This window comes from Metallibacterium sp., from assembly GCF_054637675.1.
Genome location: NZ_JBTSRB010000005.1, coordinates 80815 through 107186 on the forward strand (window position 1 = coordinate 80815; position 26372 = coordinate 107186).

The window sequence follows — 26372 nt, forward strand, 5'->3', positions numbered from 1 at the left end:
CGCGCGCGCTCAGAAAAAGCGCCGGTCTTCACCCGGCCCTTCGATGTTGTCGATACAGCGCCCGCACAGCTCGGGATGCTGCGCGTGCGTGCCCACGTCGGCGCGGTGATGCCAGCAGCGCACGCACTTGGGCGCGGCGCTTGGGCGCATAGCAAACCTGAACTGCATGCGCCCACTCGGAAGCTCAACCGCCGTCAGAAGCAAATCACTGGGCGCTTGCTCCATCGGATGCACGTTGAACTCTGAGGTGATAAAGAAGAATCGCAGTTCCTCGCCGAAGGCTTGCAGCTGCTGCGCACGCTCGGCATCAACATAGAGGTCGACCACAGCATCGAGCGAGGCGCCGATTTCGCCTTCGCGGCGCATCTGCTCAAGCCACCTCGCCAGTTCGTCCCGCAGACCCCGCAGATCGGCCCAGAACACCGCATCGGTGGCCTCCATTGAGGCCCCCTCGAGACCCGTGTACCAAGTCTCGAACAACACCGACTCGTCGCGCACGCCGGGCAGGTGCCGCCAGATTTCCTCGGCGGTGAAGCTAAGCATCGGCGCCAGCCAGCGCACCATCGCCTCGAGGATGCGGAACATCGCGCTCTGCGCGCTGCGTCGGCCGCGGCTGTCCGCGGGCATGGTGTACAGGCGATCCTTGGTGATATCCAGATACAGCGCGCCCAGCTCGTTGGTGCAGAAGTTCTGCACGCGCTGCACCACCTCGGCGAAGGCGTAACGGTCACAGGCCGCGACGATCTGCTGCTGCAGATCGTGCGCCCGCGCGATGATCCACTGATCCAGCAACAAGCAGTCGGCCACCGCTAGCAGGTGCCGCGCCGGATCGAAACCATCGAGATTGGCCAGCAGGAAACGGCTGGTGTTGCGCAGGCGCCGATATGTGTCGGACACGCGCTGCAGGATCTGCTCGGACAGCGCCATCTCGTTGCTGTAATCGGCCGAAGCGATCCACAGGCGCAGGATGTCGGCGCCGAGGCGCTTCATCACGTCCTGCGGCTCGATGCCGTTGCCCAGCGACTTGGACATCTTGCGGCCTTGCTCATCCACGGTGAAACCATGGGTGAGCACCTGCCGGTAGGGCGCATGGCCGGTCATGGCCACGCGCGTCAGCAGCGAGGACTGGAACCAGCCACGGTGCTGATCGGAGCCTTCCAGGTACATCACGCGCCAGTCGGCATGGCCGTCCTGCGCCAACTCGGGCCGCGCATCGATCACGCAGGCATGGGTCACGCCGGAGTCGAACCACACATCCAGCACGTCGGTGATCTTCTCGTAGTGCTCGGCTTCCTCGCCCAGCAGCTCGCGCGCATCCAGCGCGTACCAGGCATCCACGCCACCCTGCGCCACGCGCTGCGCCACCTGCTCCAGCAGCTCGATCGAGCGCGGATGCGGCGTGCCGCTGGCCTTGTCCACGAACAACGCGATCGGCACGCCCCAGGTGCGCTGGCGCGAGATGCACCAGTCCGGACGCCCGGCCACCATGCCGGCGATGCGCTCCTTGCCCCAGCCCGGAAACCACTCCACTTCATTGGCTATGGCCGCCAGCGCATCGCGGCGCAGGCCGGCCGTATCCATGCCGATGAACCACTGCGGCGTGGCGCGAAAAATCACCGGCGTGCGGTGCCGCCAGCAGTGCGGATAGCTGTGCCGCAGCGTGGCGTGCGCCAGCAGCACGCCGCGCGCGCGCAGGGTATCGATGACGCTGGCGTTGGCCTTCCACACGTGCTGCCCGGCGAACTGCTCGGTATCGGGCAGGAACACGCCCTTGCCATCGACCGGATTGACCACCGCAAGACCGTACAACTGGCCCACGGCGAAGTCTTCCTGACCGTGACCGGGTGCAGTATGCACGGCACCGGTGCCGTCCTCGGCGGACACATGCTCGCCGAGGATCAGCGGCACCGTGCGCGCGTAGAACGGATGCTGCAGCAGCACACTCCCTTCTCCCATCGGGAGAGGGGTTGGGGGTGAGGGCAGAGGGATTGGGGGTTCGGTATTCGCGCCATGCTCGGCAGTGAGCGCACCCTCACCCGCCCTGCGGGCACCCTCTCCCGGTGGGAGAGGGGCGAGCTGCGCGCCCTTGGCATGACCCAACGCCGACGCGGACTCGATGCCGTAACGCTTCAGTGCCGGCTCCATCAAGGCTGCGGCCAGCACCAGCAATACGCGCCGCTCGGCGCGCGCCGGACCTTCGACCAATACGTAATCGATCCCGGCATTCAGCGCCACCGCCTGGTTGGCCGGCAGCGTCCACGGCGTGGTGGTCCAGATCGGCACGGCGACGATGGCGTCGCCGGCATCCACGCCAAAGCGCGCCGCCAGCGCCTGGCCATCGACGGCATCGAAGGCGACGTCGATCGCCGGCGAGTCCTTGTCCTGGTACTCGATCTCGGCCTCGGCCAGCGCCGAGCCACAGTCGAAGCACCAATGCACCGGCTTGAAGCCGCGCGTCAGATGCCCGCGCGCGATGATGCGCGCCAGCGCGCGCAGCATATCGGCCTCGTAACTGAAATCCATGGTGCGATAGGGATGCTCCCAGTCGCCGAGCACACCGAGGCGTTTGAAATCCGCGCGCTGCACGTCGATCTGCCGCGCGGCGTATTCGCGGCATTTCTGCCGGAACGCGGCGGCGTCGAGTTTCTCGCCGGCCTTGCCGAATTTCTTCTCCACCGCGATCTCGATGGGCAGGCCATGGCAATCCCAGCCCGGCACGTAGGGCGCGCGAAAACCCGCCAGCAGCCGCGACTTGACCACGATGTCCTTCAGAATCTTGTTGACCGCGTGGCCCAGGTGAATGGCGCCGTTGGCATACGGCGGGCCATCGTGGAGCACAAAAGTCTTGCTGCGCGCCGCAGTGTGCCGCTGGATCTGCGCATAGCGTCCGACGCGCTCCCACTCGGCCAGCCACACGGGCTCGCGCCTGGGCAGGTCGCCGCGCATGGGGAAATCGGTCTGCGGCAATTGCAGGGTGTGCTTGTAATCCATGCGGCGATGACTCAGGCGGAAACGGAAAGGGGCAGGCCCAGCAGTGCACGCGCCGCGGCAGCGTCGCGGTGCATTTGCCGGGTCAGATCGTCGAGGCTGGCGAATTTTTCCTCGTCGCGCAATTTGCGCACGAATTCGACCGCCAGATGGCGGCCATACAGATCGCCGTGGAAATCAAACAGATGCGCTTCCAGCAGCAGTTCGCGCCCATCCACGGTGGGCCTCAGCCCGAGACTGGCAACGCCGGGCAGGGATGCCCCAGTGTCGCGAGCACAGGATGTGCCAGAGCGACCGCCGGGCAGGGATGTCCCAGTGTCGCGGGCGGCTCCGCACTCCCTACGGTCGCAGGACGCGCCAGAGCGACCGCCGGGTCGCGGCGCGTCGTCCACGCCATGCACACGCACCGCGAAGATGCCCTGGATAGGACTGACGCGCCGGCCCAAGCGGATATTGGCAGTGGGGTATCCCAAAGTGCGGCCCAATTGCTGACCGCGCACCACGCGCCCGCCGATGCAAAACGGATGCCCCAGCAACACCGCCGTGGCCGCGAAATCATCCGCCGTCAGCGCCGCGCGGATCGCACTGCTGGAGATGCGCGCGCCATCGTGCAGATGCGTTTCCAGCACGTGCGCCGCGAAGCCCAGCTCGGCGCCCATGCGCTGCAGCAGCGCCAGATCGCCGCTGCGCCGGTGGCCGAAGCGGAAATCCTCCCCCACCCACACTTCACGCGCGCCGGCACGCGCCAGCAGCACGCGGCGCACGAAATCCTCGGCGGGCAGCGCCGCCAGCGCGGCATTGAAGCGCAGCAGCAGCAGACGCTGCATGCCGGCGCGTGCAAGCCCTTCGATCTTGTCGCGCACCGAGCCCAGTCGCGGCAACGGCGTGCGCGAAAAATACGCGCGCGGCAACGGCTCGAAGCTGATCGCCAGCGGCGGCAGACTCAGCGCCGCCGCACGTTCGCGCACGCGCGCCAGCAGCGCCTGATGGCCGCGGTGCAGGCCATCCAGCGCACCCACGGCCAGCACGCTGCCATGCGGCGCGAGGCAAGGCCCCGCCACGTCCCGGGCAATACGCATCATCGGATGAGTATGCTGCAGCGCCACAGAGCGCTCAAGCCTCGTGCAGCTCGCGCCAGCGGAAACCCAGCGCGAACAGCACCGCCAGATACGCCAGCCCACCCGCGGTCAACAGCGCCAGCAGGCGCCACAGCCGCATCAGCGCCGGCGGCGTGGTCCAGTCCGGCCACAGCAGCAGACGCCCCAGTAGCAGCACCGCCGCCATCACCGCGCAGGCCAGCAACGTGCGTCCGAGGTGCCACAGCCAACCCGGCTGCGCCTGATACACGCCCTGCCGGCGCAGCGCCAGCCACAGTTGGGTGAGGTTGAGATAGCCGGCCAGTGCGCTGGCCATGCCCAGTGCCATGTGCAGGCCGGGCGTGTGCGCCAGGGTCTCCAGCACGCCGCTGCGGTGCAGTTCGGGCGCGGCCCAGGCCCACACTAGCGCGCCCACCAGGATCACATTCAGCGCCATGTTCACTACCATCGCCACGATCGCCGCGCGCACCGGGGTCTTGGTGTCCTGGCGCGCGTAAAACGCCGGCGCCAGCACCTTGACCAGCGCGAATGCCGGCAGCCCGCAACTGAGTGTGGTCAGCGACAGCGTGGTCATGTCAGTATCGAAAGCGTTATAGCGACCGTGCTGAAACAACGTCGCGATCATCGGCTTGGCCAGCAGCACCAGTGCCACCGTGGCCGGCAGCGCGATCAGCAGCGCGGTGCGCAGCCCCCAGTCCAGCGCGCGCTGAAAACCCGCGCGATCGGTGCTCAGGTGGTGTCGGGCCAGCGTCGGCAGGATCACCGTACCCAGCGCCACGCCAAACACGCCCAGCGGGAACTCCATCAGGCGATCGGACAAGGCCAGCCAGGTTTGCGAGCCGACGAACAGGAACGAGGCGATCACCGTATCCAGCAGCAGATTGATCTGCGCCACCGACGAGCCAAACAGCGTCGGCAGCATCAGACGCATGATCTTGCGCACGTCCGGGTGCGTCGCGCCCCAGCGCGGCCACGACAGCACCCCCAGTCTGCGCAGCGCCGGCAACTGCATGGCCAGTTGCAGCACGCCCGCCAGCAAGATGGCCCAGGCCAGCGCGCTGATCGGAATGCGCAGATGTGGCGCCAACCACAGCGCCGCGGCGATCATGCACAAGTTCAGGATGACCGGGGTGAATGCCGCCAGCGCGAATTTGGAATACGCGTTGAGCACGCCCGCCGCCAGCGCGGTGAGCGACACCAGCAGCAGGAACGGAAACATGATGCGCAGCAGGTCGGCGGTCAGCGTCAGGCGCGCGGGATCCTCCGCCAGCCCCGGCGCGAACACGTGCACCAGCGCGCGCGCGCCCCAGATGCCCAGCGCCGTGACCACCAGCAACACGCCGCCCAGAGTGCCGGCGACGCGCGCCACGAACTGCTTCAGCGCGACATCGTCGCCGCGCGCGCGCACCTCGGCGAATACCGGCACGAACGCCAGCGAAAACGCGCCCTCGGCGAACAGCCGGCGCATGAAGTTGGGAATGCGAAACGCCACCCAGAACGCATCCGTCGCCGCGTTGGCACCGAACACCGCGGCGATCACTGTCTCGCGCAGCAGACCGAGCAGCCGCGACAGCAGCGTCATGCTGCTGAACGCGGCCATGCCACGCAGCAGGCTGGAGCGCGGGGCGGTCACGGGGCGACCCCCACGGGCCGGGACTCGGGACTCGGGACTCGGGACTCGACGCGCTTCCAGCAAACCGGGGCACTCGCGCCGGCGCGCCGGCTGCGATTGACCGCAGCGGGTGGCTCCAGCATAATTTCGCTCTTTTCCATTACACCCGCGTCTGGAGTCATCCTTTGGCCAACATCAAGTCCGCGAAAAAGCGCGCGCGCCAGTCCGAGCAGCGCCGCATGCGCAACGTCAGCGCCCGCTCCATGGTGCGCACGGCGATCAAGAAAGTCGTCACTGCCATCGAAGCCAAGGACAAGGCCGCCGCCGTGGCCGCCTATGCCGCCGCCGAGCCGGTCATGGATCGTCACGCCTCGCGTGGTTTGATCCACAAGAACAAGGCCAATCGCCACAAGAGCCGTCTGACCGCACATATCAAGGCGCTGGGCTGAACCGATACAGGTTGAGCCCGAGCGGATCATCTCCGCGCGCGCTCGCCTGATACGAAGGCCGGCTGATGCCGGCCTTTTTGCTGCGCCGATCACGCGCCGGCCCCGTCCCCGTCCGCCGCAAAACGCGGGTCGACGGCCTCAGCCGCGGCCTCTTCGCGCGCCTTGCGCTCGGCGTCAAAAAAGCGCTGTACGGCCAGACATGCGTCCCAGGTGCCCTCGCGCACCGCCGCCGAAATCGCGAACCATGGCGCTGTCCAGCCCAGATCCGCCACGATGCGCGCCGCCATCCGCGCGCGTTGCTCCTGCGGCACGAGATCGATCTTGTTCAACAGCAGCCAACGCGGGCGCTGCAGCAGACGCGCGTCGAACTGTTCGAGTTCGGCCTCGATCGCGCGCACTTGCTGCACCGGGTCGCTGTCATCCTGCGGCGCCATGTCCACGACGTGCAGCAACAGGTGCGTACGCGCCAGGTGCTTGAGAAACTGGATGCCGAGCCCGGCGCCCTCGGCCGCGCCTTCGATCAGGCCGGGAATATCGGCCACAACGAAACTCTTGTCGGTCTCGATGCGCACCACGCCCAGGTACGGATGCAGCGTGGTGAATGGGTAATCAGCAACACGCGGCGTGGCCGCGGAAACCGCGCGGATAAAGGTGCTTTTCCCTGCATTGGGAAAGCCCAGCAGGCCGACATCGGCCAGCAGCTTGAGCTCCAGACGCAACTCGCGCGCCTCGCCCTCGCGGCCCGGCGTGGCGCGCCGCGGAGCACGATTGACCGAGCTTTTGAAATGCACGTTGCCGCGCCCACCCTCGCCACCCGCCGCCACGCGCAGGCGCTGGCCGTGCACGGTGAGATCACCCAGCGACTCGGCGGTTTCGGTGCCGACCACTTCGGTGCCCACCGGCACGCGGATGACGCAATCCTCGCCGCCACGGCCGCTCATCTGGCGGCCCATGCCGTTTTGTCCGCGCTGCGCGCGAAACACGCGCTGGTGGCGGAAATCGACCAGCGTGTTGAGGTTCTCGTCGGCCACCAGCCACACTGAACCGCCATCGCCGCCGTCACCACCATCAGGGCCACCGAAGGGGATGAACTTCTCGCGTCGAAAACTCACGCAGCCGTTGCCGCCGTTGCCGGCGTGCACGCGGATCAGGGCTTCATCAACGAATTTCATGGCGCAAGAATAGCCCAGTGGTGATGCCGCAAAGCCGCATGGCGATCAGATTGCAAAACCGGGCATCCTGCCGCGATTTGGCAAGCAAACGGTCGCAGCGGAGCCGCGCCACCTTTGTCGCGACAGGCGCTTGCGCGCCCATCGCGGCGACTTTGCAAACCGCTAAAACACGAAGCCCCGCACGCGGCGGGGCTGGGTGCGCGAAGCTGACGCGGATCAGGCCGATACGACGCTGATCATGCGGCGCTTCTTGGGACCCTTCACCGAGAACCGAACCTTGCCCTCGGTCAGCGCGAACAAGGTGTAATCGCGACCGCAGCCGACACCCGCGCCCGGATGGAACTGGGTGCCGCGCTGGCGCAGAATGATGTTGCCCGGCTCGACCGACTCGCCGCCGTAAATCTTGACGCCGAGGTATTTCGGGTTGGAATCGCGGCCGTTGCGGCTGGAACCTACGCCCTTTTTATGTGCCATGACGGATGCTCCTGGACTCAGCCGGCCTGAATGCCGGTGATTTCGACTTCGGTGTAATGCTGCCGGTGGCCCATCTGCTTGCGATGGTGCTTGCGGCGGCGGAATTTGACGATGCGGATCTTGTCGGCGCGGCCGTGCGCGCGCACCTTGGCGCTGACGCTGGCTCCGCTGACGGTCGGGACGCCGACCTTGACGGTCTCGCCCCCGCCCACCATCAGCACCTGTTCGAACTGGACAGTGCTGTCCACGGCGGCTTCCAGCAACTCCACGCGCAGGATCTCGCCCTGCATCACGCGGTACTGCTTGCCGCCAGTCACGATGACTGCGTACATGATTGGCCTCGAATGTAGTTCTTCTGGGAGGTAAAGCAGCGGAATTCTAGCGGCGGCGCGGTGGTGCGGTCAAACGCGGCCTCGCGCATCCGGCCACGCCCGCGCCGCTCGGCGGACATGGCGCAGGGCCGGGCCGCAACCCCACCGGCGAGCCTCCCGCCAAACCATCAGCCGCATGCCGGTGCCGTACAGCAGGCTGGCGATCAGCCACGGGCGGCCATCCATCGCTGCGAGCAGGCGCCGTGCCTCATCTTGCGACAGCACCGTGGGCGGGCGCTGCGGCCGTTTCGCGCGCACCACGTTGTCCAGCCACGGCAGGTCGATGTGCAACACCTCGCGAGACAAGAACAGCAACGCCGACAGCGCTTGGTTCTGCGTGCTGGCGGCGACACCCCCATGCATTGCCAGCTCGGACAGGAAGCGTTCGACTTGTATGGCGCCCAACGTGCGCGGATGGCGTTTGCCATGGAACAGGATGAACCGCTTTATCCACGCCACATACACCTTCTCGGTGCGCAAGCTGTGGTGTTTCAGCCGCAAACGGCGACGAACTTCGTCCATCAGGCGGGGGGCTGGTGCAGCCGGCACGGCGGCGCTTATACCCTCGGAACCGGAGTGATAACTCATAGCCCCTCGCCTTGCGTGATATGCACGGCGATGCTGACCCAGCCGAAATACAGGCGCTATAGTCCAACTGCCTGATCGTTGTAGGGATTTTCCGGTTGACATGGCACCGAATCAAGCTGAACATCCGGCGCTATCCCCCGGATCCGGGGTCTACTTCTTGTTAGGTCGCACTTATCTTTGCCGCTAGTATGGATGTTCCTTAACATTTTTTGTCATCGGAGGTCGTATGCTTATCTCGGAAGTTCAAGGCTGGTATTACTTCATTTCATGGGACAACCCAATCCCAGCCGATTCAAGTGCCATACTGAAAGCGCTTCGTAAATTGGGGAAGGTTACAACGCTTCAAACAAAAACATCTGTCGCGCTTGCTCCAAGGTCAACTGTGTCTTGGCGCGATGTTCGCAGCGCAATCGAACAGAATATAGACTCAAAGAAAGGTAATGCTTTCTACGTTAACTTGCGCTCTGGCAAAGGCTTCAATATCGGAGCAACAACAAAACGCAAATGGAAGAAAGTTGCTTAAGCAACCTAACCTGCCGTTCGAGAGGGACGCCGCAAAAGCGCGGCGCCCCTCAACTTTACGTTGGGCGGCATGACAGGGGACGCTGTGACTGATGGATTCAACTTCGATCTGAAGGCAAAGCGCATTCGCCTGAGCGACGGCGATCTAATCGTTGCGTTGCAGGCCGCCGCTGAAGCTCTTGGCGAAGGCTACTTTACGTCTCCGCAATATGACGGCCTTGTTGGAAAGCGTCCTCATTCCGCAACAATCATAGACAGATTTGGTTCTTGGAAAAAAGCCCTCGCTCTAATTGGCATTACGGGTGGAAGAGAAAGAAGGCACTCACCCGAACAACTGATTGCCAATCTTGAGGCAGCATGGAAGCAATTGGGATACCCGCCAGGCAAGAGGCAAATTGCAACGATGGGAGAGAAAATATCGGAATCGCCATACAAACGGCATTGGGGCAGCGTGCGTTCCGCTTGCGAAGCACTTGCGGCCTTTCACGAAGGCAAGATGTCGAGAGAACAGCTCCTCGCGGGCAACCCAGATGAGCCAACCCGTACAACCATCCCCCTCAAAGACAGATGGGCAGTATTGAAGCGCGACAATTACCGATGTGCCAAGTGCGGCGCAAGTCCATCAAATGACCACAAGGTGGAGCTTGAAGTTGATCATATACTCCCTGTTGCAAGAGACGGGGGAAATACACTTGATAATCTTCAAACGCTTTGTCGCCCTTGCAACCAAGGGAAGAAGGATCGGTGATTCCGCCCAACCCGGCAGTCAAGAGGGACTGCGCAAAAGCGCGCAGCCCCTTACTTTTACGTTGGGCATCATACTCGGCACGTCACACGCTTTAGACAATGGAATTAATGTCGAATGATTGAGTACCGCGAGAACCAGCCACTTGAGCCTGTCGAAATTGCTCGTGTCTTCGAGGCATCGGGCATTAGCAGACCAACGAAGGATATTCCGCGCATCGCGCAAATGTTTACGAACGCAAACGTTGTCATTTCAGCATGGGACGGAGCCCGCTTAATTGGCGTAAGTCGGGCGCTCACGGACTACAGCTATTGCTGTTACCTCTCCGATCTTGCAGTTGACGTCGCCTATCAGAAGCATGGCATCGGCCGGGAGCTAATTCGACGCACTCAGTCCATTATTGGAGAAGAGGTATCCCTTATCCTGATGTCCGCGCCCGGTGCGATGGCCTATTACCCCAAGGTCGGTTTTGCGTTGGCAGACAACGCCTATATCATTCGGCGGAAGCGTTAATGACGCCCAACCCTACATTCGAGCGGGACTGCGCAAAAGCGCGCAGCCCGTCAATTTTACGTTAGGCCGCTATGGGGAAAGCGTCGTGATCATCCTGCGTACACATCCAGAGCACATCCCCATGGTCGTTGAGCGCTCCATGCACGCGCTCGCCCGCTCGCCCACCATCTCGCCTGGCGACCTGATCCTAATTTCCCTGGCTATTGCAAAGATCACTGATGGGCTTCCGCCCATTCGTTACGCCATGGAGTTCGTAAAGATCCGGGCTGATCGTACTGGTGATACATCACGTGAGATCTGGGGCAAAAAATGGCCGTACGTTCTCTACGGTCAAGGCTGCCGCAAGCTAGCCCGGCCATTCGATATTCGTGACTATCAAGTCTCCGTCCATAACTACGGACAAGGTGGTCCGTTCGTGTACGTTGATCCAAAAGATGAGGCTGTTCTCTGGCAACGCGGACTTCTGGCGTAGCTGGTGGCGCGGCCTAACAGTTCAAGCGGACGGCTGCGGGTCGGTTGCGGTAGGTAGTATGTTGCGCACAGCGGCAGCCGCCGCTTAACTCAGGCGTTAGGGCCATGCAAATGAACCGTATCGTTATTGCTGCTCTTCTTGTTTGCTCCCCTGCCTTTGCTGCTGACTTCGCATCTCGCGTTGCCGAAGCAAAGCAAGCGGCCGCCACGCGGGAGGGCGCTCAATATGACGCCGCTTTGGGGCCATTCATCGGCGCAGCCATGCAAGCATGCGTACCGCCTGGCTCCGCCAACAGCAAAAACTTGGGTTCTTTCACATTGGTTGGTTATGTCACAGCCGCCGGCGCGTTGCGCTCTGTCGCCGTCGAGCCTCAAACCAAGGTTTCATCCTGCTTTGCCGAGCGCTTCGGGAAGTCCATGCTCCCGAACCCGCCGAGAACAACTCAAGGCAAGGTCTATCCCGTTGTCGTTGAAATGAAGGTTACGCCATGAAACATGGCCCATCATTCAAGGCGGACGGCTTCGCCGCCGCTCAACTTGATGATGTTGGTGCGCGCGAACTCCAGCGCATCCCATCATTCAAGGCGGACGGCTTCGCCGCCGCTCAACTCCAGCGTTAGGTTGCAGAAGATCGAGATGGTCCGCCCCGCTACCGCTCAAGATGCGGCATCCGCAATTGAGGTCGTGCGTCAATCAATCACGGTGTCATGCGAGGCCGACCATAAGAACGATGGGGCTACGTTGGATCGATGGCTCGCAAACAAGAAGCCAGAGTCATTCGAATCGTGGATCGCCAACCCTGAAAACTTCTGCGTGGTCGCGGAAAGTGAAGGGGTCGTGAGAGGAGTAGGGCTCCTCCATTGCAGCGGCGAGGTACGCCTGTTTTACGTATCCCCTGGTTATCAGCATCGGGGCCTCGGGCGCCGCATCCACTCGGCCCTCGAAAGTCACGCACTGTCCCTAGGCTTGCCGAAGCTGCGGCTGGAAAGCACGCTGTTCGCGTGCAAGTTCTACGAGGCGCTGGGTTACATACCCGCTGGCGCCGAGAAGTCGTTATTTGGTGTGTTGCGCGTGTACCCATACGAGAAGCCGCTGCAACCCAACAGCTCCATCCACGCGACCACCTTCGGCGGTGCGTGATGTGAGGGCGTTAGGCATCGCGAAGCAACACATGAGCGACTCAATTGCGGACGTTATGTTTCAAGAGACATTTCGGACTCACTTCTTGATCCGGCAGCGTAAGCCGGATTGGTCGCTCGCCCCGGATTGCCTCCGCGCCGCAGATGCGGGCGCGGGGCAATATATCGTCAAGACTCCTCCGCCCGATCGGGCAAGATTTCAATGGCCGGCCGATGCGTTCCCGGCCGGCGCCACGGGGCAACTGCCCTGTGCGGTGAGCTTGCCTTCGGACTTCAACTGGCCGATGCGCTGTTCGACCCGCTGACGGCCCCAATGCTCACCGGCCAGCATGGACTCGCGCATGATCACCGGCTGCACCTTCAGCAGCTTCTGCCCGAGAGGCGTGCGGTAAAAAGCCAACAGGCCGTGCACGTCCTGCTCGGTGAAGTTGTGCTGGTAGATCGGCATGACCAGGTCGATCAACTGCTGCGTGGCCTGCGGAGCGGTCAGCGCCGACGAAACCGCGCTGGGCGACAGGCAGGGCAAGCGTTGCTTCACCATCACATCCAGCTGCTGGCCCATCTGCTGCATGGCCTGCTGCATCATCGCGGTGACATGGGTGGCGGCCAGCAATTCACGCACGCTGGCGGCACTGGCTCCGCCTTGCGGCGCATCCGCCGCCGTCGCCGTTCCCGTGCCGATGCCAAGTGTGAGCAGCAGTGCGCCTGCTGCGATCCATCGATGCATTGTCTTCTCCTTCCCAAGGGATATTCGCCGTCCTTCTGACAGCGGCGCGATTCTACGCCCAGTCAGTGATCGGCCACGCGCGGCAGGAGAAGCCGCAGCCTGGCGGCCTTGCGAGGCCCGCCACATTGCGACCGCGTCAGCATCACGCGTGGTCGCGCTGATCCATCGCCGCCGCTGTTATTCTGTATCCGCGCCGGCATCGCCACGCGCCCCTACGCCGCGCAGACGCCCGCCGGTTTATAGTTCCGCACTTGCCTCCGGACTCCGCCATGGACTCGATCCGCATCCGCGGCGCGCGCACGCACAACCTGAAAAACATCGACCTGACCCTGCCGCGCGACCGGCTGATCGTGATCACCGGCCTGTCCGGCTCGGGCAAGAGCTCGCTGGCCTTCGACACCCTGTACGCCGAGGGCCAGCGCCGCTACGTCGAGTCGCTGTCGTCCTACGCACGGCAGTTCCTGTCGATGATGGAAAAACCCGACGTCGACGCCATCGAGGGCCTCTCGCCGGCGATCTCGATCGAGCAGAAGTCCACCTCGCACAACCCGCGCTCGACTGTCGGCACGATCACCGAAATCCACGATTACCTGCGCCTGCTGTACGCGCGCGCCGGCACGCCACGCTGCCCCGAGCACGGCATCCCGCTGGCGGCGCAAACCGTCAGCCAGATGGTGGACGCGGCGCTGGCGCTGGACCCGCAACGGCGCTGGATGCTGCTGGCGCCGGTGGTGCGCGAGCGCAAGGGCGAGCACGTGCAGGTATTCGATGCGCTGCGCGCGCAAGGTTTCGTGCGCGCGCGCGTCGATGGTGCCGTGGTCGATCTGGATGCGGTACCGGCGCTGACCCTGCGCCAGAAGCACAGCATCGAGGCCGTGGTCGATCGCTTCCGCCCCAAGCCCGAGATCAAGCAGCGTCTGGCCGAGTCGTTCGAGACCGCGCTGCGTCTGGGCGAGGGTCTGGCTATCGTCGCCGATCTCGATGATCCACAGGCGTCAGCGCAGATTTTCTCCTCGCGCTACTCCTGCCCGCTGTGCGACTACTCGCTGCCCGAGCTGGAGCCGCGCCTGTTCTCGTTCAACTCGCCGGTCGGGGCCTGCCCACGCTGTGACGGCCTCGGCACCACCGAGTTCTTCGATCCGGCGCGCGCGGTGCTGCATCCGGAACTGTCGCTGGCTGGTGGCGCGGTGCGCGGCTGGGACCGGCGCAACCCGCACTACTTCCAGATGATCCAGTCGCTGGGCAAGCACTACGGCTTCGATGTCGAAACACCATGGCTGGACCTGCCGCCTGCTGCGCGCGAAGCCGTGCTGCACGGCTCAGGCGAGGAGGAAATCGCCTTCCGCGATCTGGCCCAGGGCGGACGCAGCGTGACACGCAAACGCCGCTTCGAGGGCATCGTGCCCAATCTGGAGCGCCGCTACCGCGAAACCGACTCGATCGCCGTGCGCGAGGAACTGCGCAAGTACATCAGCGTGCGCGCCTGCCCCGAATGCGGCGGCGCGCGCTTGAATCGCTCGGCACGCAGCGTATCCGTGGGCGAGCGCACCTTGCCCGAGATTTCGGCGCTCTCGGTGCGCGCGGCGCTGGACTTCGCCGACACGCTGAGCCTGCCGGGCTGGCGCGGTGAGATCGCCGCCAGGATCATCAAGGAGATCCGCGAACGCCTGCGCTTTCTGGTCGACGTGGGTCTGGATTACCTCACCCTGGAGCGCACCGCCGACACGCTGTCCGGCGGCGAGGCGCAGCGCATTCGCCTGGCCAGCCAGATCGGTGCCGGGCTGGTCGGCGTGATGTACGTGCTGGACGAGCCCTCCATCGGTCTGCACCAGCGCGACAACGCGCGTCTGCTGGGCACGCTCAAGCGCCTGCGCGATCTGGGCAACACGGTGATCGTGGTCGAGCACGACGAGGACGCGATTCGCACCGCGGATTTCATCGTCGACATGGGTCCCGGCGCTGGCGTGCACGGCGGCGAAGTGGTCGCCGCAGGCACGCTGGCCGACGTGTTGGCCGCGCCGCGCTCGCTTACCGGCCAGTATCTTTCCGGCGCGCGCCGCATCGAGGTGCCCGAGCAGCGCCGCAGCGCGCCGCGCGAACGCTGGCTGCAAATCGACGGCGCGCGCGGCAACAATCTGCGCGCAGTCTACCTGCGCGTGCCGGTGGGCCTGTTCACCTGCGTCACCGGCGTATCCGGATCGGGCAAGTCCACACTGATCAACGACACCTTGCTAGCGCACGCCGCCAGCATGCTCAACGGCGCCGGCACGCAGGCGGCGCCGTTCACGGCCATCGCCGGTCTGGAGCATTTCGACAAGGTGGTGGCCATCGACCAGTCACCGATCGGACGCACGCCGCGCTCCAACCCGGCGACCTACACCGGCATGTTCACGCCGCTGCGCGAGCTGTTCGCGCAGGTGCCCGAGGCGCGCGCGCGCGGCTACGAGGCCGGACGCTTCAGCTTCAACGTGCGCGGCGGCCGCTGCGAGGCGTGCGAGGGCGACGGCATGATCAAGGTGGAGATGCACTTCCTGCCCGACATGTACGTGCCCTGCGACGTGTGCCACGGCAAGCGCTACAACCGCGAGACGCTGGAGATCCACTACAAGGGACACAGCATCAGCGACGTGCTGGAGATGACCGTCGAGTCCGCGCTGCAACTGCTGCAGCCGGTGCCGGCGATCGCGCGCAAGCTGGAAACACTGATCGCGGTGGGCCTGGGTTATCTGAAGCTGGGGCAAGCCGCGACCACGTTGTCCGGCGGCGAGGCACAGCGCGTCAAGCTGGCCAAGGAACTGTCGCGACGCGACACCGGCAACACTCTTTACGTGCTGGATGAACCCACCACCGGGCTGCACTTTCACGACATCGAACAACTGCTCGATGTGCTGCACCAACTGGTGGATCAGGGCAACACGGTGATCGTGATCGAGCACAATCTCGATGTGATCAAGACCGCTGACTGGATCGTGGATCTCGGCCCCGAAGGCGGTGCCGGCGGTGGCCAGATCATCGCCAGCGGCACGCCCGAACAGGTTGCCGCGACGGCCGGCTCGCATACCGGAGAATATCTGGCGCGATTGCTGCCGCAAGCCGCCACCAAGCCCAAAATCACCGCGAGGAAACGTCGCGCATGAGCCGCTCCGAGCAACCCGCAAGTCCACGTCGCCGCGCCAAGCGCCGTGCCAGCGCCCAGGTGAGCGCAGGCAGCCCGGCAACATCTGATTCCGCAGTCACGTCGCTGCTGTTCACAGCGTCGCTAGCGGTGCGCTGGCGCGACCTGGATGCATTCAATCACGTCAACAATTCGGTGTTCCTCACCTATCTCGAGGAGGCGCGCCTGCAATGGCTGAAGGACGTGCCCGGACCTTGGTTCGACGCCCACGCCATGCCGGTGCTGGCCGCCAGCATGCTCAACTACCGGCGTCCGATCGAATGGCCGGCCAGCCTGCACGTTGAACTGCGCTGCATACGCCTGGGTAGCAGCTCGGTGGCACTGGCGCACCGCATTCTCGATGCCGGCGATGCAACGCATCTCTACTGCGACGGCGAGGTGACCCTGGTGTGGATGGACCCAACCAGCGGTCGCAGCGTGCCGCTACCGGAGGCGATCCGCAGCGCTTGCGCTGCTTGATTGCAACGCGGGCTCTCGAAGACACATCCAGCACGCGCGCAGGGTAAGGATTTATCCTCGGCCAAGATGGTCAGCATCGCAAGCGGAGGGCTTGGACATGCGCAACATCACCCGCAATATGCGGACACTGGCGATCGCCTGCACGCTGGTCATCGCCGGTGCCGCGTGCACGGCGCGCGCCGTCGATGCCACGGCGCTGACCATTTATCCGTCGCGCGAAAGCGGCTTGTTCGCGCCGGGTGACTTCGCCACCCAGAGCGGTTACGCCATGGTCCATCAACAGCGCAGTTTCGCGCTGCGCGCCGGTACGCAAACGCTGACCTTGCAGGGCCTGGCCGAGCGCATCGACCCCAGCGCGCTGCTACTGCATTTTCCCTCTGACAGCGGTGTGCGCTTCGCGGATCTGAGCGTTCTGTCGCCCGTGCGGGGCGTCGCGGCAGTGCTGCAGCAAGCCGTGGGAGGCAAGGTGACGATCACCGATGCGCAGGGCAAAACCACCGCCAGCGGCATCCTGCGCGCCATTGATGGCAATCACTTGCTGGTCGAGGACAGCAGCGGCGCGCTGCATCTGGTTTCCGGGGAGGTAACCCTGCCCGCCCGTCTCAAGCTTGGCCCGCCCGGCCAGCAGGCCAGCATCAGCGTGTATGCGCCGCGCGCCGGCACCTATCGCGCCGAGCTGGTGTATCCCACCGCCGGTATCGGCTGGCGCGCCAATTACGATCTGCTGCTGCGGGCGGGCGACGCCTGCCGCGGCGCGCTGCAGGCGCGCGCAACGCTGGCCAATCACAGCGGTACGCGCTTCGAGGACGCGCGCGTCACCCTGCTGGCCGGTGCGGTGCAGGCGCCGAACGGCATGGCTGCAATGACCGGCCCACGCATGCTGATGGCGGCTGCATCCGCCGCACCACCACCACCTGCACCGGCGCAAGGCGGCCTCGCCGACTATCGCAGCTACCGTCTGCCCGCGCCGATCAGCCTGGCCGAGGGCGCCGTGGTGCAGGTTCCGCTGTATGCGCCGCAAACGATCGAGTGCACGCGCAACTACGTGTTCGGCGATGTTGCGCCACCCGGCTGGAGCCCGCAGCAGCCCGACTTCAACCCTGACAACCGTCAGGATGGGGCCGGCAACCCGCGTATCGAGATCGCCTTCAAGGCACCCGAGAATCTGCCCTCCGGCGAGGCGCGGCTGTATCTGCCCGATGCCGACGGCAGCCTGCAGTTCATCGGCGCCAATGGCATCGAGGACACGCGCGCCGGCGATCGCGTGGTACTGGTCCCCGGCGCTGCCTACGACTTGAAAGTCACCCGCAGCCGCACGCGCTGGCAACTCGCTGGCAAGGTGTTGACCGAGGGCTTGCGTTACACACTCAGCAACACCGGCCGCAGCGCGCGCACGATCACCGTGTATGCGCATCCGCGCCGTTGGCGCAACTGGGAGTTGCTGCACAGCGCGCCGCAGCCCGCCGAACACGGCATCGATACGCTGATGTGGCGCGTGCGCGTGCCCGCCGACGGCAGTACCCGCATCGACTACACGCTGCGCTACGATGCCAGCCTCGCGCCCGCGCTCCACTGACGACGCCCCATGCTGCACATCACTGAACATGCCCACGGCATCCGCGAGCTGCGCCTGGCGCGACCGCCGGTCAACGCACTCAACGCCGAGCTGATCCGCGCGCTGCGCAAGGCCATCGAAGCCGCGCCCGCAGAGGGTGCGCAGGCGCTGCTGATTTCCGGCAGTTCCGGCATGTTTTCGGCCGGACTGGATGTGCCCGCCTTGCTCATGCTCGACGCGCCGGCTCTGCAGCGCTGCTTCGAGGATTTCTTCGGCATGGCTGCGGCCTTGGCGCAATGCCCGATCCCCGTCGCCGCCGCCGTCACCGGCCACAGCCCCGCCGGCGGCGCGGTGATCGCGCTGTTCTGCGACTACCGCGTGATGGCGCGGGGTCCGTTCAAGATCGGCCTCAACGAAGTGCAGGTGGGCCTGACCGTGCCCGCCGTCATCCGCGATGCGCTGGCGCGTCTGCTCGGGCCTTACCGCGCCGAGCGCCTGCTGGTGTCCGGCGCCATGCTGGAATCCGATGCGGCGCTGCGCATCGGCATGGTCGATGAACTCGCCGATGTCGATCAGGTGCCGCAACACGCGCGCCTGTGGCTGCAGGCGCTGCTGGCGCTGCCGCGTCAGGCCATGCTGGAAACTCGCGCCGTGGCGCGCGCCGATCTGATCGCCGCGACCCGGCGCGAACATCTGCCCATCGCCCAATTCGGCGCGGTATGGCAACGCGTCGAAACCCAGGCCACGCTGCACGCGCTGGTGGCCAAACTCAAGGCCGGCAAGCCCGCTTGATGTGCGCAGCGGGCGCGCTCTGACGCGTGTCGTAGGCATCACCGCACAACCCGCGGCGGCCTGTGCCGCTGCCGCATCCACGCGCGGCGGCCTAGCTTGAATCCTCGTCGCGGCGAGGAATTCAGACATGCGCAGGCAAGCTGGCTGGACCCTGATCGAGTTGATTCTGGTCATGACCGTGATCGGCGTGCTCGGCGCGCTGGCCGCGCCAGCGCTGGGTCATGCCATCGCGCGCCAGCGCGTGCTGGGTGCAGGCAATGAGTTCACCGGCGCGCTGCACTACGCGCGCACCGCAGCGGTGTCGGCCGGTGCGCGCATCATTGTCTGTCCCAGCAGCGACGGCATGCGCTGCGCGCCCGATACGCGCTGGGACGGGGGCTGGCTGATCGCCGTGGACCGCGATCGCGATGATCAGCCCGATGCCGCGCCACTGCTGCGCGGCGGCGGCGATGCCGGCCTGCGCATCCTGTCCACGCGCGGACGCACGCGGCTGGCGTTCCGGCCCAGCGGCGGCGCGGCGGGCAGCAACGTCACCTTTACCCTGTGCCAGGCCGGCCGCGCCGACACCGCGCGACAACTGGTGATGAGCAACTCCGGACGCCTGCGCAACGCCACCGCAAACCCGGCGATCGCCGCGGCCTGCGCGGCCTTGTAAGGCACCCATCCACGCGCACGCAACCGCACACCGGCGACGGGACTACAATCACGTCCCCGAGTTGGACACACGCATGATTCTCACGCCTTATCACATCGCTGCGTCGCGCATTCCCGGCGCTGGCAAGGGCCTGTTTCTTGAAGCGCCCGTGGCTGCCGGCAGCATCGTGGTGGCGCCGAATGCGATCGATCGCACCTACACCTTCGATGAAATCAGCGCCGATCCCGCGCTGTCCCGCCTGCTGCACACCAGCGCGCGCTGGTTCGAGCAACGTTACACGTTGTCGCCGGAATGGCCCGATGAGTGTTTCGTCAATCACAGCTTCACGCCCACCGGGCTGTGGCACCTGGGCTTCATCTTCGCCAACGGCCCCCTCGATGCCGGCGCCGAGCTGACCGTGGACTACCGCCATTTGCTGGCGCCGGGGCAGGTCGAAGAGTTCAGCGATGCCGATACCGGCCAGAGCATCGTCGGCTATGCCTGGCACGAGAGCATCGCATCCTCGACGGCGCAGCTCGCCGCCCTGCTGGCCGCGCCGTGATGCCGACGCGCGCGCGCAGCACCATGAACATCGACATTCCCGAATTGCGCACTCCGCGTTTGCGTTTGACCGCGCTGCGCGAGGATCACTTCGACGCCTACGCGCGCATGCTCGCCGACCACGCCAGCACGCGCCATGTCGGCGACGGCAAGCCGCTGGACCGACTCAATGCCTGGCGCTCGATGGCCATGCTGCTGGGCCACTGGGTACTGCGCGGCTACGGCATGTGGGCGGTCGAACTGCTCGGCGATGGGCGCTTCATCGGCCGCGTCGGCCTGCTCAAACCCGAGGGCTGGCCCGATCTGGAACTGGGCTGGATGATCGAGCCCAGCGCGCGCGGCCAGGGTCACGCCACCGAAGCGGCCAGCGCCGCACTCGAATACGCATGGCGTGAATTGCGCGCCGAGCGCGTGGTGAGCCTGATCCGTCCCGCCGATGTGGCCTCGGAAAAATTGGCCGCGCATCTTGGCGGCGAGCGCGTCGACACACTCGATTTCTGCGGCTGGCCGGCGCACGTGTTCGCCTATCATCCACCGCTGGCGCACGCGCGTACGGCAACAGGCTGAGACCCACGCAGCATGCGCGTGGCATGCTGTCGGCGAGGCGCATTGCGCCGCTCGAACCCTGCGCCCATGCTGCAACGCCTGCCTCTACCTCTGCTGCGCGACGAGCCCTGGGCCAACGGCGCCGGCACCAGCACGGTGCTCGCCGTCGGCCCGGATGCGCAGGCATGGCAGTGGCGTATCAGCATCGCGCGCGTCGTACGCGCTGCATACTTCTCGAACTACGCGGATACGCTGCGCCAGATGACGCCGCTGGATGGCCGCCTGCATCTGCATTTCAGCAACGCGAGCACACCCGCTGTGCTGCACCTCGACCGCTTGCAGGTTGCACGCTTCGATGGCGGCGTGGCGCCGCGCGCCAGCCTGCCCGATGGCTCGACACGCGTGTTCAACCTGATGACGCGCGCCGATGCCGCAGCCACGCTGACGCTGCTGGCACGCCCGCTGGTCGGTGCCCTGCTGCTGCCCGAGGCGTCGCGCTGGTTCGTGCATGTGCTCACCGGCCACGCCGAACTGCACCAGGTCAGCGACGAACGACTTGACCTGCAAGCCGGTGACAGCGCCTGGGCCACGGGCGCCAACTGCATCAGCGGCCATGGCGAAGTCGTGCTGGTGCGTTTCGATGCACAACCACCGGCATCCGCATCCGTGTCGACGGCCAGTACCGCACCCGGCGCTTGATCGCCGCTCTGACGCGTGCAGCCTCGTTCAGCCGCGATCATCGCGCGTGTAAATCACGCCTTCGTGTTCGCGCACCGGAAAACTCGCGGTGGGCGCATAGGCCGGCGCACACAAAGCCGCACCCGTGCGCACATCGAATCGCGCGCCGTGACGCGCGCACTCCAATTCATAGCCGTGCAGATCGCCGCCGGCCAGTTCACCGTCATCGTGGGTGCAGCGATCCTCGATCGCGTACAGGTCGCCGTCGATGTTGTAGACCACGACCGGTGTGTCGCCGTCCCACACGGTTTTGAACTCGCCGGGTAGCAGCTCGGTGCGGGTGCAAACGCGAACCCAGCCGTTGAGTGATGCAGCGTTCATGCGCACGCCTTGGCCAGCGGCTTCAACAGCAGTTCAAAGCGCAGATCAGCGCGCCTGGGTATCCCAAAGCGCGCGTCGCCATAGGGGAACGGCTTGTACTCGCCGGTGCGGTGGTAACCGCGACGCTCATACCATGCGATCAGCTCGGCGCGCGCGTCGATGACGGTCATGGCCATGTGCGTGCACTGCCAGGTTTCGCGTGCGATGCGCTCGGCCTCGGCCAGCACGCGCCGGCCCACGCCACCACCCTGCGCACCGGGTCGTACCGCGAACATGCCGAAATAGGCGTTGTCCCCGCACTCGCGCGCAAGGTGGCAGCAGGCCAGCAGGGCTTGGGCATCGGGCGGTTGCGCCAGCAGGATCATGGAATCATGCGCGTGGATCAGCGCCAGCACCGCCTCGACATCAGTGCGCCGCCCATCGAGCAGATCGGCCTCGGTGGTCCAGCCGACGCGGCTGGCGTCGCCGCGATAAGCGCTTTCAACCAGCGCAACGACCGCCTCGGCGTCGGCTGGTGTCGCGGGGCGGAACAGCAACTCGTGCATCAGGCTTCCTCGGTGCTGGCGCGGGCATTCCCATGCAGCGCCGCCAACAAGGTGGCAAAGGGCAGGCGCGCGCACTTGCGCCGTGCCGGAAAGGCGACCAGTTCGGCGAACGCCGCCAGATCGCCCAACTCGGCGCCGGCCTCAACCGCGACGCTGCCATCGAGCAGTTGATCGAACTGCACCGCCAGCGCCTGCACCGCGCGCAGATCAAAACCGCGCACGCACTCGCCCAGCATCGAGGCCGCGGCCACGGTCAGCACGCACGCATCGGCGCGGAAAGCATAGTCAGCGATGCGGCCCTCACGCAGCGTCAGTTCGATGCGAATGTTATCGCCACACAGCGCGTTGCGGCCCTCGGCGGCGGCATCACAACGGGTCAATGTGTGCTGATGCAGCGGCGCCCGCGCGTGCGCCAGCACCTGCGCGCGATACGGACTGCCGGCCTCGGCACGCGCCTCGTTCATGCCAGCAGGCTGCGCGCCTTGTGCACGGCCGCGACCAGCGCATCCGCTTCGGCGAAGGTGTTGTAGAAAGCGAATGAAGCACGGCAGGTGGCCGGCACGCCGTAGAACTGCATCAGCGGATGCGCGCAGTGGTGGCCGGAGCGCACCGCGACGCCTTCCAGATCCAGCAGCGTGGCCAGATCGTGCGCGTGCGCGCCCTCGATCAGAAACGAGATCACCGCCGCCTTGTGCGCGGCTTCGCCGATGATGCGCAGGCCCGGAACCTGCTTGAGCCGCGCCGTGGCGTAGGCCAGCAGCTCCTGCTCGCGCGCGGCGATGCGCTGCATGCCGATGCCTTCGAGATAGCCCACCGCCATGCCCAGCCCGGCGAACCCGGCGATGTTGGGCGTGCCGGCCTCGAAGCGTCCGGGTGGGTCAGCGAAGGTCGAGCCCTCGATGCGCACCTCGCGGATCATCTCGCCACCGCCGAAGAATGGCATCATATCGGCCAGGATCTCGCGCCGCGCCCACAGCCCACCGGTGCCGGTCGGCCCGCACATCTTGTGCCCGGTGAAGGCATAGAAATCGCAGCCCAGCGCGCGCACATCCACGGCCATGTGCGGCACCGCCTGCGAGCCATCGACCAGCAGCGGAATGCCGCGCTTGCGGCAGGCGGCGGCGATCTCGGCCAGCGGATTGACCGTGCCCAGCACGTTGGATACATGCGTCACCGCGGCCAGTCGCACCTCGGGGGTGAGCATGGCGATGAACTCATCCACGCGCAGTTCGCCGCGCGCGTCGATGGGCGCCGCCTTGAGCGTGGCGCCAGCGCGCTGGCCCACCAGTTGCCACGGCACGATATTGGCATGGTGTTCCATGCGCGTGACCAGCACGCTGTCGCCAGACTTGAGCCGCGGTAGCAGATAGCTGTAGGCAACCAGATTGGTGGCCATGGTGGTGCCACTGGTCAACACCAGCTCCTGCGCCGAACCGGCGTTGATGAAGCGCGCCAGCGCATTGCGCGCGCCCTCGTAGAGATTGGTGGCTTCCTCGCTGAGCACATGCACCGCACGCGCCACGTTGGCGTTGCGTTCGCGATAAAAACCAGACACCGCATCGATCACGCAAGCCGGCTTCTGCGCGGTATTGGCATTGTCCAGATACACCAGCGGCTTGTTGCCGTGCACCGTGCGCGCCAGCAGGGGGAAATCGGCACGCACGCGGTCGATGTCGAAACCCGCGGTGGCTGCGCTGGAGGTACTCATGTTCGGCTCCCAAGATGCCCGCGGGTGCGGGTCAGCGCAGCGACTGTATGCGCGCGTCCAGCGCTTGCATAGCCGCAGTGCGCAAATCGGCGTGGACGATGTCGTCGAGCACGGCGCGGCAGTGTGCCGCGGTCAGCAGCGCGCGCGCCTCGGCCTCGGGCAAGCCGCGCGCGCGCAAATAAAACAGCATCGTCGCATCGAGCTGGCCGACGCTGGCGCCATGCGCGGCGCGTACTTCATCGGCATGGATTTCCATCACCGGACGCGCGTCGATCTCGGCTTGATCGGACAGCAGCAGATTATGCGTGCTGAGCGCGGCATCACTGCCGTCGGCGCCAGCGGCGATGGTGATCGCGCCCTGCAGCACGGCGCGGGAACGCGCGGCGGCCACGGCGCGGCAGCGCACATCGCTGCTGGTTTCGCCAACCTCGTGATGCAGGTTCATCTGCAAGTCGGCGTGCTGGCGACGATCCAGCACCACCACGTGGCGCAGCTCCGCACGCGCCTGCGCACCCTGCAGACGCACGCCGAGCGCATGGCGCGTGAGCGCCGCGCCCAGATCCAACGCGTGCATGCGCAACGTGGCGCGCGCCGCCAGTGTGAGCGTGCTGGTGCGCAACAGGCTCAGCGCCGCACCGGCTTCCTGCATCTGGACCAGGTCGAGGCGCGCATCCGCGTGTACGTGGTACGCCGTGTGCAACGTGGCCAAGCCCGTGCCGGGACCGAGTTGACGCTCCAGCAAGATCACCCGCGCGCCCGCGCCCAGCAGCACTCGACTGCGCGCATGCCAGGCGCATGGTTCCGCGACCACGCCGAGATAAATCACCTCGATCGGCGCATCCACGACCACGCCAGGCTGCACGTCGAGCAGCGCGCCAGCGCTGGCCAGCGCAAGGTTCAGCGGCTCCAGCACATCGCTCCCGCCACCGACGAACTGCAGCAGCGCGGCATGCGCCTGCCAGTCCTCGGCGCGCAACGCACTCAACGGCTTGAAATTCACGCCAGCCGGCAGATCCGCGAGCTGCGAGTGTCGCGGCGCGTAGTGCCCGTCGATGAACACCAGCCGCGGGCCGAGCGCGGGCGGCAGCGCGACCACTTTTGCGTCGTCGACCGCGGTCGCCAGCGGCAAGTCCCGCGCCTCCAACGCGCGCAGGCTGGTATAGCGCCAGGCTTCGGCGCGCGCATCAACCAGCGCCGTGTGCCGCGCCAGCAACGCGCGCGCCGCGGCGCGCGCGGCATCGACCTGGGCGATGCCCGCACCAGGCAAATCCGGTGCGCCGGTCTGCTGCAGCACCGCCGCCAGCAGTGCCGTGCTCACGCCCGCGCCTCCTGCGGCACGCCGGCATAGCCTTCGGCTTCGAGCTTCTCGGCCAGTTCCACGCCGCCGCTGGCGATAATGCGACCCTCGGCCAGCACGTGCACCTGATCGGGGCGGATGTGATCAAGCAGGCGCTGGTAATGCGTGATCACGATGAATGCGCGACTCGGCGCGCGCTGCGCATTGACGCCCGCCGCGACCTGACGCAGCGCATCGATGTCCAGGCCCGAGTCGGTTTCATCGAGGATCGCGAGCCTGGGCTCCAGCAGCGCCATCTGGAAAATCTCGTTGCGTTTTTTCTCGCCACCCGAGAAGCCCTCGTTGACACCGCGATGCAGCAGCGCGTCGGGCAGTTCCAGCACCTTGAGTTTCTCGCGCACCAGCTTGAGAAACTGCATCGAATCCAGTTCGGCCTCGCCGCGCGCCTTGCGCTGCGCGTTGAGCGCCGCGCGCAGGAAATACGTGTTGTTGACGCCGGCAATCTCGACCGGGTACTGGAACGCCAGAAACACGCCGGCAGCAGCGCGTTCCTCGGGCTCCAGCAGCAGCAGATCGCGGCCCTCGAACAGCACGCTGCCAGCGGTGACCTCGTAGCCCTCGCGCCCGGCCAGCACGTTGCCCAGCGTGGATTTGCCGGCGCCGTTCGGTCCCATGATGGCGTGCACCTCGCCGGCGTTCACCTGCAGCGAGAGCCCCTTGAGGATCTCCTTGCCGGCGACACGAACGTGCAGGTTCTCGATCTTCAGCATGATGCGGACTCGGTGACGATGGCGGTGCCGCCGCGACGGCGCGGCAGCACATAGGTGAACGGCTGTGTGGCACCCGCTGCGGCGTGGTGTTCCTCGCGGTTATCAGCGATGCACTCGAAATGCGGCGCGAAGCAGGTCGCCAGCGCGGTTGCCGCGTAACGCATCACAGGCAGGCCGCTGCAGCGCTCGGGGCCATCCGCCGCGAAGGTGGCGATGATCGCGTGGCCGCCCGCGCGCACGGCATGCGCCGCGCGCGCAACGTAAGCATCGCGCGCCGCCGCGTCGATCAGAAAATGAAACACGGCGCGATCGTGCCACAGCGCGTAATGCGCCGCGGGCAGATCGGCTTCGAGAATATCCGCGCACAGCCAGCGCACCTGCACACCCGCTGCGCCCATGCGCT

29 protein-coding genes and 1 pseudogene are annotated in these 26372 nt (G+C 65.9%); 15 read left to right on the plus strand and 15 right to left on the minus strand.

The features are described 5' to 3' along the window. Positions 1-9 precede the first annotated feature (9 nt). From ileS to murJ, 3 genes are read right to left on the minus strand one after another with little or no spacing between them, the layout of a single operon-like run. On the minus strand, positions 10-2991 hold the full coding sequence (ileS, locus tag ACYDAT_RS03175) for an isoleucine--tRNA ligase (RefSeq protein WP_461448450.1): 2982 nt from the start codon (positions 2989-2991) through the stop codon (positions 10-12). An 11-nt stretch (positions 2992-3002) separates the two neighbouring features. Continuing rightward, positions 3003-4070 (minus strand): riboflavin biosynthesis protein RibF, encoded by a 1068-nt coding sequence (ribF, locus tag ACYDAT_RS03180; RefSeq protein WP_461448451.1) that lies wholly within the window; start codon positions 4068-4070, stop codon positions 3003-3005. 31 nt (positions 4071-4101) lie between these two features. Next, positions 4102-5718 (minus strand): murein biosynthesis integral membrane protein MurJ, encoded by a 1617-nt coding sequence (gene murJ / locus ACYDAT_RS03185; RefSeq protein ID WP_461439353.1) that lies wholly within the window; start codon positions 5716-5718, stop codon positions 4102-4104. 164 nt (positions 5719-5882) lie between these two features. Here murJ and rpsT point away from each other — a divergent pair, with 164 nt between their 5' ends. Further along, on the plus strand, positions 5883-6146 hold the full coding sequence (rpsT, locus tag ACYDAT_RS03190; RefSeq protein ID WP_297905734.1) for a 30S ribosomal protein S20: 264 nt from the start codon (positions 5883-5885) through the stop codon (positions 6144-6146). 89 nt (positions 6147-6235) lie between these two features. Here rpsT and cgtA read toward each other — a convergent pair whose 3' ends face one another. From cgtA to ACYDAT_RS03210, 4 genes are all read right to left on the minus strand, one after another. Further along, the gene (cgtA, locus tag ACYDAT_RS03195; protein WP_461448452.1) at positions 6236-7318 is read right to left on the minus strand and encodes an Obg family GTPase CgtA; all 1083 of its coding nucleotides are present in this window, start codon (positions 7316-7318) and stop codon (positions 6236-6238) included. A 216-nt stretch (positions 7319-7534) separates the two neighbouring features. Next, positions 7535-7792, minus strand: coding sequence for a 50S ribosomal protein L27 (rpmA, locus tag ACYDAT_RS03200; protein WP_461439355.1), 258 nt, complete (start codon positions 7790-7792; stop codon positions 7535-7537). Positions 7793-7809: 17 nt separating this feature from the next. Then, positions 7810-8124, minus strand: a complete 315-nt coding sequence (gene rplU, locus ACYDAT_RS03205; protein ID WP_461448453.1) for a 50S ribosomal protein L21 — start codon at positions 8122-8124, stop codon at positions 7810-7812. A gap of 69 nt (positions 8125-8193) precedes the next feature. Beyond that, positions 8194-8751 (minus strand): phage integrase N-terminal SAM-like domain-containing protein, encoded by a 558-nt coding sequence (locus ACYDAT_RS03210; protein WP_461448454.1) that lies wholly within the window; start codon positions 8749-8751, stop codon positions 8194-8196. Between the two features lie 607 nt (positions 8752-9358). Between ACYDAT_RS03210 and ACYDAT_RS03215 the strand changes: the two genes are divergently transcribed. The 6 genes from ACYDAT_RS03215 (at position 9359) to ACYDAT_RS03240 (ending at position 12142) form a co-directional block, all read left to right on the plus strand. Continuing rightward, positions 9359-10021 (plus strand): homing endonuclease associated repeat-containing protein, encoded by a 663-nt coding sequence (locus ACYDAT_RS03215; protein WP_461448455.1) that lies wholly within the window; start codon positions 9359-9361, stop codon positions 10019-10021. A 114-nt stretch (positions 10022-10135) separates the two neighbouring features. After that, positions 10136-10531, plus strand: a complete 396-nt coding sequence (locus ACYDAT_RS03220; RefSeq protein WP_461448456.1) for a GNAT family N-acetyltransferase — start codon at positions 10136-10138, stop codon at positions 10529-10531. Between the two features lie 85 nt (positions 10532-10616). Further along, positions 10617-11003, plus strand: coding sequence for a hypothetical protein (locus ACYDAT_RS03225; protein WP_461448457.1), 387 nt, complete (start codon positions 10617-10619; stop codon positions 11001-11003). A gap of 104 nt (positions 11004-11107) precedes the next feature. After that, entirely contained in the window at positions 11108-11494 is a 387-nt protein-coding gene (locus ACYDAT_RS03230) for a hypothetical protein (protein WP_461448458.1), read from the plus strand. Continuing rightward, positions 11491-11622: a hypothetical protein gene (locus ACYDAT_RS03235; protein WP_461448459.1), complete on the plus strand. Its 132-nt coding sequence runs from the start codon at positions 11491-11493 to the stop codon at positions 11620-11622. The genes ACYDAT_RS03230 and ACYDAT_RS03235 overlap by 4 nt, the downstream gene beginning before the upstream one ends. Before the next feature lies 1 nt (position 11623). Beyond that, complete coding sequence (locus ACYDAT_RS03240; RefSeq protein WP_461448460.1) at positions 11624-12142, plus strand: GNAT family N-acetyltransferase; 519 nt, start codon at positions 11624-11626, stop codon at positions 12140-12142. A 198-nt stretch (positions 12143-12340) separates the two neighbouring features. Here the strand turns inward: ACYDAT_RS03240 and ACYDAT_RS03245 are convergent, their stop codons facing one another. Continuing rightward, positions 12341-12994, minus strand: a complete 654-nt coding sequence (locus ACYDAT_RS03245) for a DUF2059 domain-containing protein (protein WP_461448461.1) — start codon at positions 12992-12994, stop codon at positions 12341-12343. 143 nt (positions 12995-13137) lie between these two features. Here ACYDAT_RS03245 and uvrA point away from each other — a divergent pair, with 143 nt between their 5' ends. From uvrA to ACYDAT_RS03285, 8 genes are all read left to right on the plus strand, one after another. Then, positions 13138-16005, plus strand: a complete 2868-nt coding sequence (gene uvrA / locus ACYDAT_RS03250; RefSeq protein ID WP_461448462.1) for an excinuclease ABC subunit UvrA — start codon at positions 13138-13140, stop codon at positions 16003-16005. Next, on the plus strand, positions 16002-16502 hold the full coding sequence (locus ACYDAT_RS03255) for an acyl-CoA thioesterase (RefSeq protein WP_461438669.1): 501 nt from the start codon (positions 16002-16004) through the stop codon (positions 16500-16502). Before uvrA ends, ACYDAT_RS03255 begins: the two co-directional genes overlap by 4 nt. 97 nt (positions 16503-16599) lie before the next feature. After that, positions 16600-18078 (plus strand): DUF4139 domain-containing protein, encoded by a 1479-nt coding sequence (locus tag ACYDAT_RS03260; protein WP_461448463.1) that lies wholly within the window; start codon positions 16600-16602, stop codon positions 18076-18078. Between the two features lie 9 nt (positions 18079-18087). After that, entirely contained in the window at positions 18088-18849 is a 762-nt protein-coding gene (locus ACYDAT_RS03265) for an enoyl-CoA hydratase/isomerase family protein (RefSeq protein WP_461438671.1), read from the plus strand. Positions 18850-18976: 127 nt separating this feature from the next. Continuing rightward, positions 18977-19504 (plus strand): GspH/FimT family pseudopilin, encoded by a 528-nt coding sequence (locus ACYDAT_RS03270; RefSeq protein WP_461438672.1) that lies wholly within the window; start codon positions 18977-18979, stop codon positions 19502-19504. A gap of 73 nt (positions 19505-19577) precedes the next feature. Next, positions 19578-20045, plus strand: coding sequence for an SET domain-containing protein (locus ACYDAT_RS03275; RefSeq protein ID WP_461448464.1), 468 nt, complete (start codon positions 19578-19580; stop codon positions 20043-20045). Between the two features lie 23 nt (positions 20046-20068). After that, positions 20069-20611 carry a GNAT family N-acetyltransferase gene (locus ACYDAT_RS03280; protein WP_461448465.1) on the plus strand — a complete coding sequence of 181 codons (543 nt, stop codon included), beginning with the start codon at positions 20069-20071 and terminating at the stop codon, positions 20609-20611. Positions 20612-20677: 66 nt separating this feature from the next. After that, a complete protein-coding gene (locus tag ACYDAT_RS03285; RefSeq protein ID WP_461448466.1) occupies positions 20678-21289 on the plus strand; it encodes a HutD/Ves family protein in 612 nt (203 codons plus the stop codon). A gap of 27 nt (positions 21290-21316) precedes the next feature. Here ACYDAT_RS03285 and ACYDAT_RS03290 read toward each other — a convergent pair whose 3' ends face one another. The 7 genes and pseudogenes from ACYDAT_RS03290 to ACYDAT_RS03320 all read right to left on the minus strand — a co-directional run. Further along, entirely contained in the window at positions 21317-21649 is a 333-nt protein-coding gene (locus ACYDAT_RS03290) for a non-heme iron oxygenase ferredoxin subunit (RefSeq protein WP_461438675.1), read from the minus strand. Next, entirely contained in the window at positions 21646-22194 is a 549-nt protein-coding gene (locus tag ACYDAT_RS03295) for a GNAT family N-acetyltransferase (RefSeq protein WP_461438676.1), read from the minus strand. Before ACYDAT_RS03295 ends, ACYDAT_RS03290 begins: the two co-directional genes overlap by 4 nt. Further along, positions 22194-22658, minus strand: a complete 465-nt coding sequence (locus ACYDAT_RS03300; RefSeq protein ID WP_461438677.1) for an iron-sulfur cluster assembly scaffold protein — start codon at positions 22656-22658, stop codon at positions 22194-22196. The genes ACYDAT_RS03295 and ACYDAT_RS03300 overlap by 1 nt, the downstream gene beginning before the upstream one ends. Then, positions 22655-23902, minus strand: coding sequence for an aminotransferase class V-fold PLP-dependent enzyme (locus ACYDAT_RS03305; protein WP_461438678.1), 1248 nt, complete (start codon positions 23900-23902; stop codon positions 22655-22657). The genes ACYDAT_RS03300 and ACYDAT_RS03305 overlap by 4 nt, the downstream gene beginning before the upstream one ends. 31 nt (positions 23903-23933) lie before the next feature. Continuing rightward, positions 23934-25220 (minus strand): SufD family Fe-S cluster assembly protein, encoded by a 1287-nt coding sequence (locus tag ACYDAT_RS03310; protein ID WP_461448467.1) that lies wholly within the window; start codon positions 25218-25220, stop codon positions 23934-23936. After that, positions 25217-25969 carry a Fe-S cluster assembly ATPase SufC gene (sufC, locus tag ACYDAT_RS03315; protein WP_461448468.1) on the minus strand — a complete coding sequence of 251 codons (753 nt, stop codon included), beginning with the start codon at positions 25967-25969 and terminating at the stop codon, positions 25217-25219. Before sufC ends, ACYDAT_RS03310 begins: the two co-directional genes overlap by 4 nt. After that, positions 25963-26372 (minus strand): annotated as a pseudogene (locus ACYDAT_RS03320) (SAM-dependent methyltransferase); the annotation flags it as partial. The gene sufC and the pseudogene ACYDAT_RS03320, both read right to left, overlap by 7 nt.

Coding starts and splice junctions, on each gene's coding strand:
- ileS (WP_461448450.1), bottom strand. CDS start 2,991: ATGGATTACAAGCACACCCTGCAATTGCCGCAGACCGATTTCCCCATG.
- ribF (WP_461448451.1), bottom strand. CDS start 4,070: ATGATGCGTATTGCCCGGGACGTGGCGGGGCCTTGCCTCGCGCCGCAT.
- cgtA (WP_461448452.1), bottom strand. CDS start 7,318: ATGAAATTCGTTGATGAAGCCCTGATCCGCGTGCACGCCGGCAACGGC.
- rpmA (WP_461439355.1), bottom strand. CDS start 7,792: ATGGCACATAAAAAGGGCGTAGGTTCCAGCCGCAACGGCCGCGATTCC.
- rplU (WP_461448453.1), bottom strand. CDS start 8,124: ATGTACGCAGTCATCGTGACTGGCGGCAAGCAGTACCGCGTGATGCAG.
- ACYDAT_RS03210 (WP_461448454.1), bottom strand. CDS start 8,751: ATGAGTTATCACTCCGGTTCCGAGGGTATAAGCGCCGCCGTGCCGGCT.
- ACYDAT_RS03220 (WP_461448456.1), top strand. CDS start 10,136: ATGATTGAGTACCGCGAGAACCAGCCACTTGAGCCTGTCGAAATTGCT.
- ACYDAT_RS03230 (WP_461448458.1), top strand. CDS start 11,108: ATGCAAATGAACCGTATCGTTATTGCTGCTCTTCTTGTTTGCTCCCCT.
- ACYDAT_RS03235 (WP_461448459.1), top strand. CDS start 11,491: ATGAAACATGGCCCATCATTCAAGGCGGACGGCTTCGCCGCCGCTCAA.
- ACYDAT_RS03245 (WP_461448461.1), bottom strand. CDS start 12,994: ATGTGGCGGGCCTCGCAAGGCCGCCAGGCTGCGGCTTCTCCTGCCGCG.
- uvrA (WP_461448462.1), top strand. CDS start 13,138: ATGGACTCGATCCGCATCCGCGGCGCGCGCACGCACAACCTGAAAAAC.
- ACYDAT_RS03255 (WP_461438669.1), top strand. CDS start 16,002: ATGAGCCGCTCCGAGCAACCCGCAAGTCCACGTCGCCGCGCCAAGCGC.
- ACYDAT_RS03260 (WP_461448463.1), top strand. CDS start 16,600: ATGCGCAACATCACCCGCAATATGCGGACACTGGCGATCGCCTGCACG.
- ACYDAT_RS03265 (WP_461438671.1), top strand. CDS start 18,088: ATGCTGCACATCACTGAACATGCCCACGGCATCCGCGAGCTGCGCCTG.
- ACYDAT_RS03270 (WP_461438672.1), top strand. CDS start 18,977: ATGCGCAGGCAAGCTGGCTGGACCCTGATCGAGTTGATTCTGGTCATG.
- ACYDAT_RS03275 (WP_461448464.1), top strand. CDS start 19,578: ATGATTCTCACGCCTTATCACATCGCTGCGTCGCGCATTCCCGGCGCT.
- ACYDAT_RS03280 (WP_461448465.1), top strand. CDS start 20,069: ATGAACATCGACATTCCCGAATTGCGCACTCCGCGTTTGCGTTTGACC.
- ACYDAT_RS03285 (WP_461448466.1), top strand. CDS start 20,678: ATGCTGCAACGCCTGCCTCTACCTCTGCTGCGCGACGAGCCCTGGGCC.
- ACYDAT_RS03290 (WP_461438675.1), bottom strand. CDS start 21,649: ATGAACGCTGCATCACTCAACGGCTGGGTTCGCGTTTGCACCCGCACC.
- ACYDAT_RS03295 (WP_461438676.1), bottom strand. CDS start 22,194: ATGCACGAGTTGCTGTTCCGCCCCGCGACACCAGCCGACGCCGAGGCG.
- ACYDAT_RS03300 (WP_461438677.1), bottom strand. CDS start 22,658: ATGAACGAGGCGCGTGCCGAGGCCGGCAGTCCGTATCGCGCGCAGGTG.
- ACYDAT_RS03305 (WP_461438678.1), bottom strand. CDS start 23,902: ATGAGTACCTCCAGCGCAGCCACCGCGGGTTTCGACATCGACCGCGTG.
- sufC (WP_461448468.1), bottom strand. CDS start 25,969: ATGCTGAAGATCGAGAACCTGCACGTTCGTGTCGCCGGCAAGGAGATC.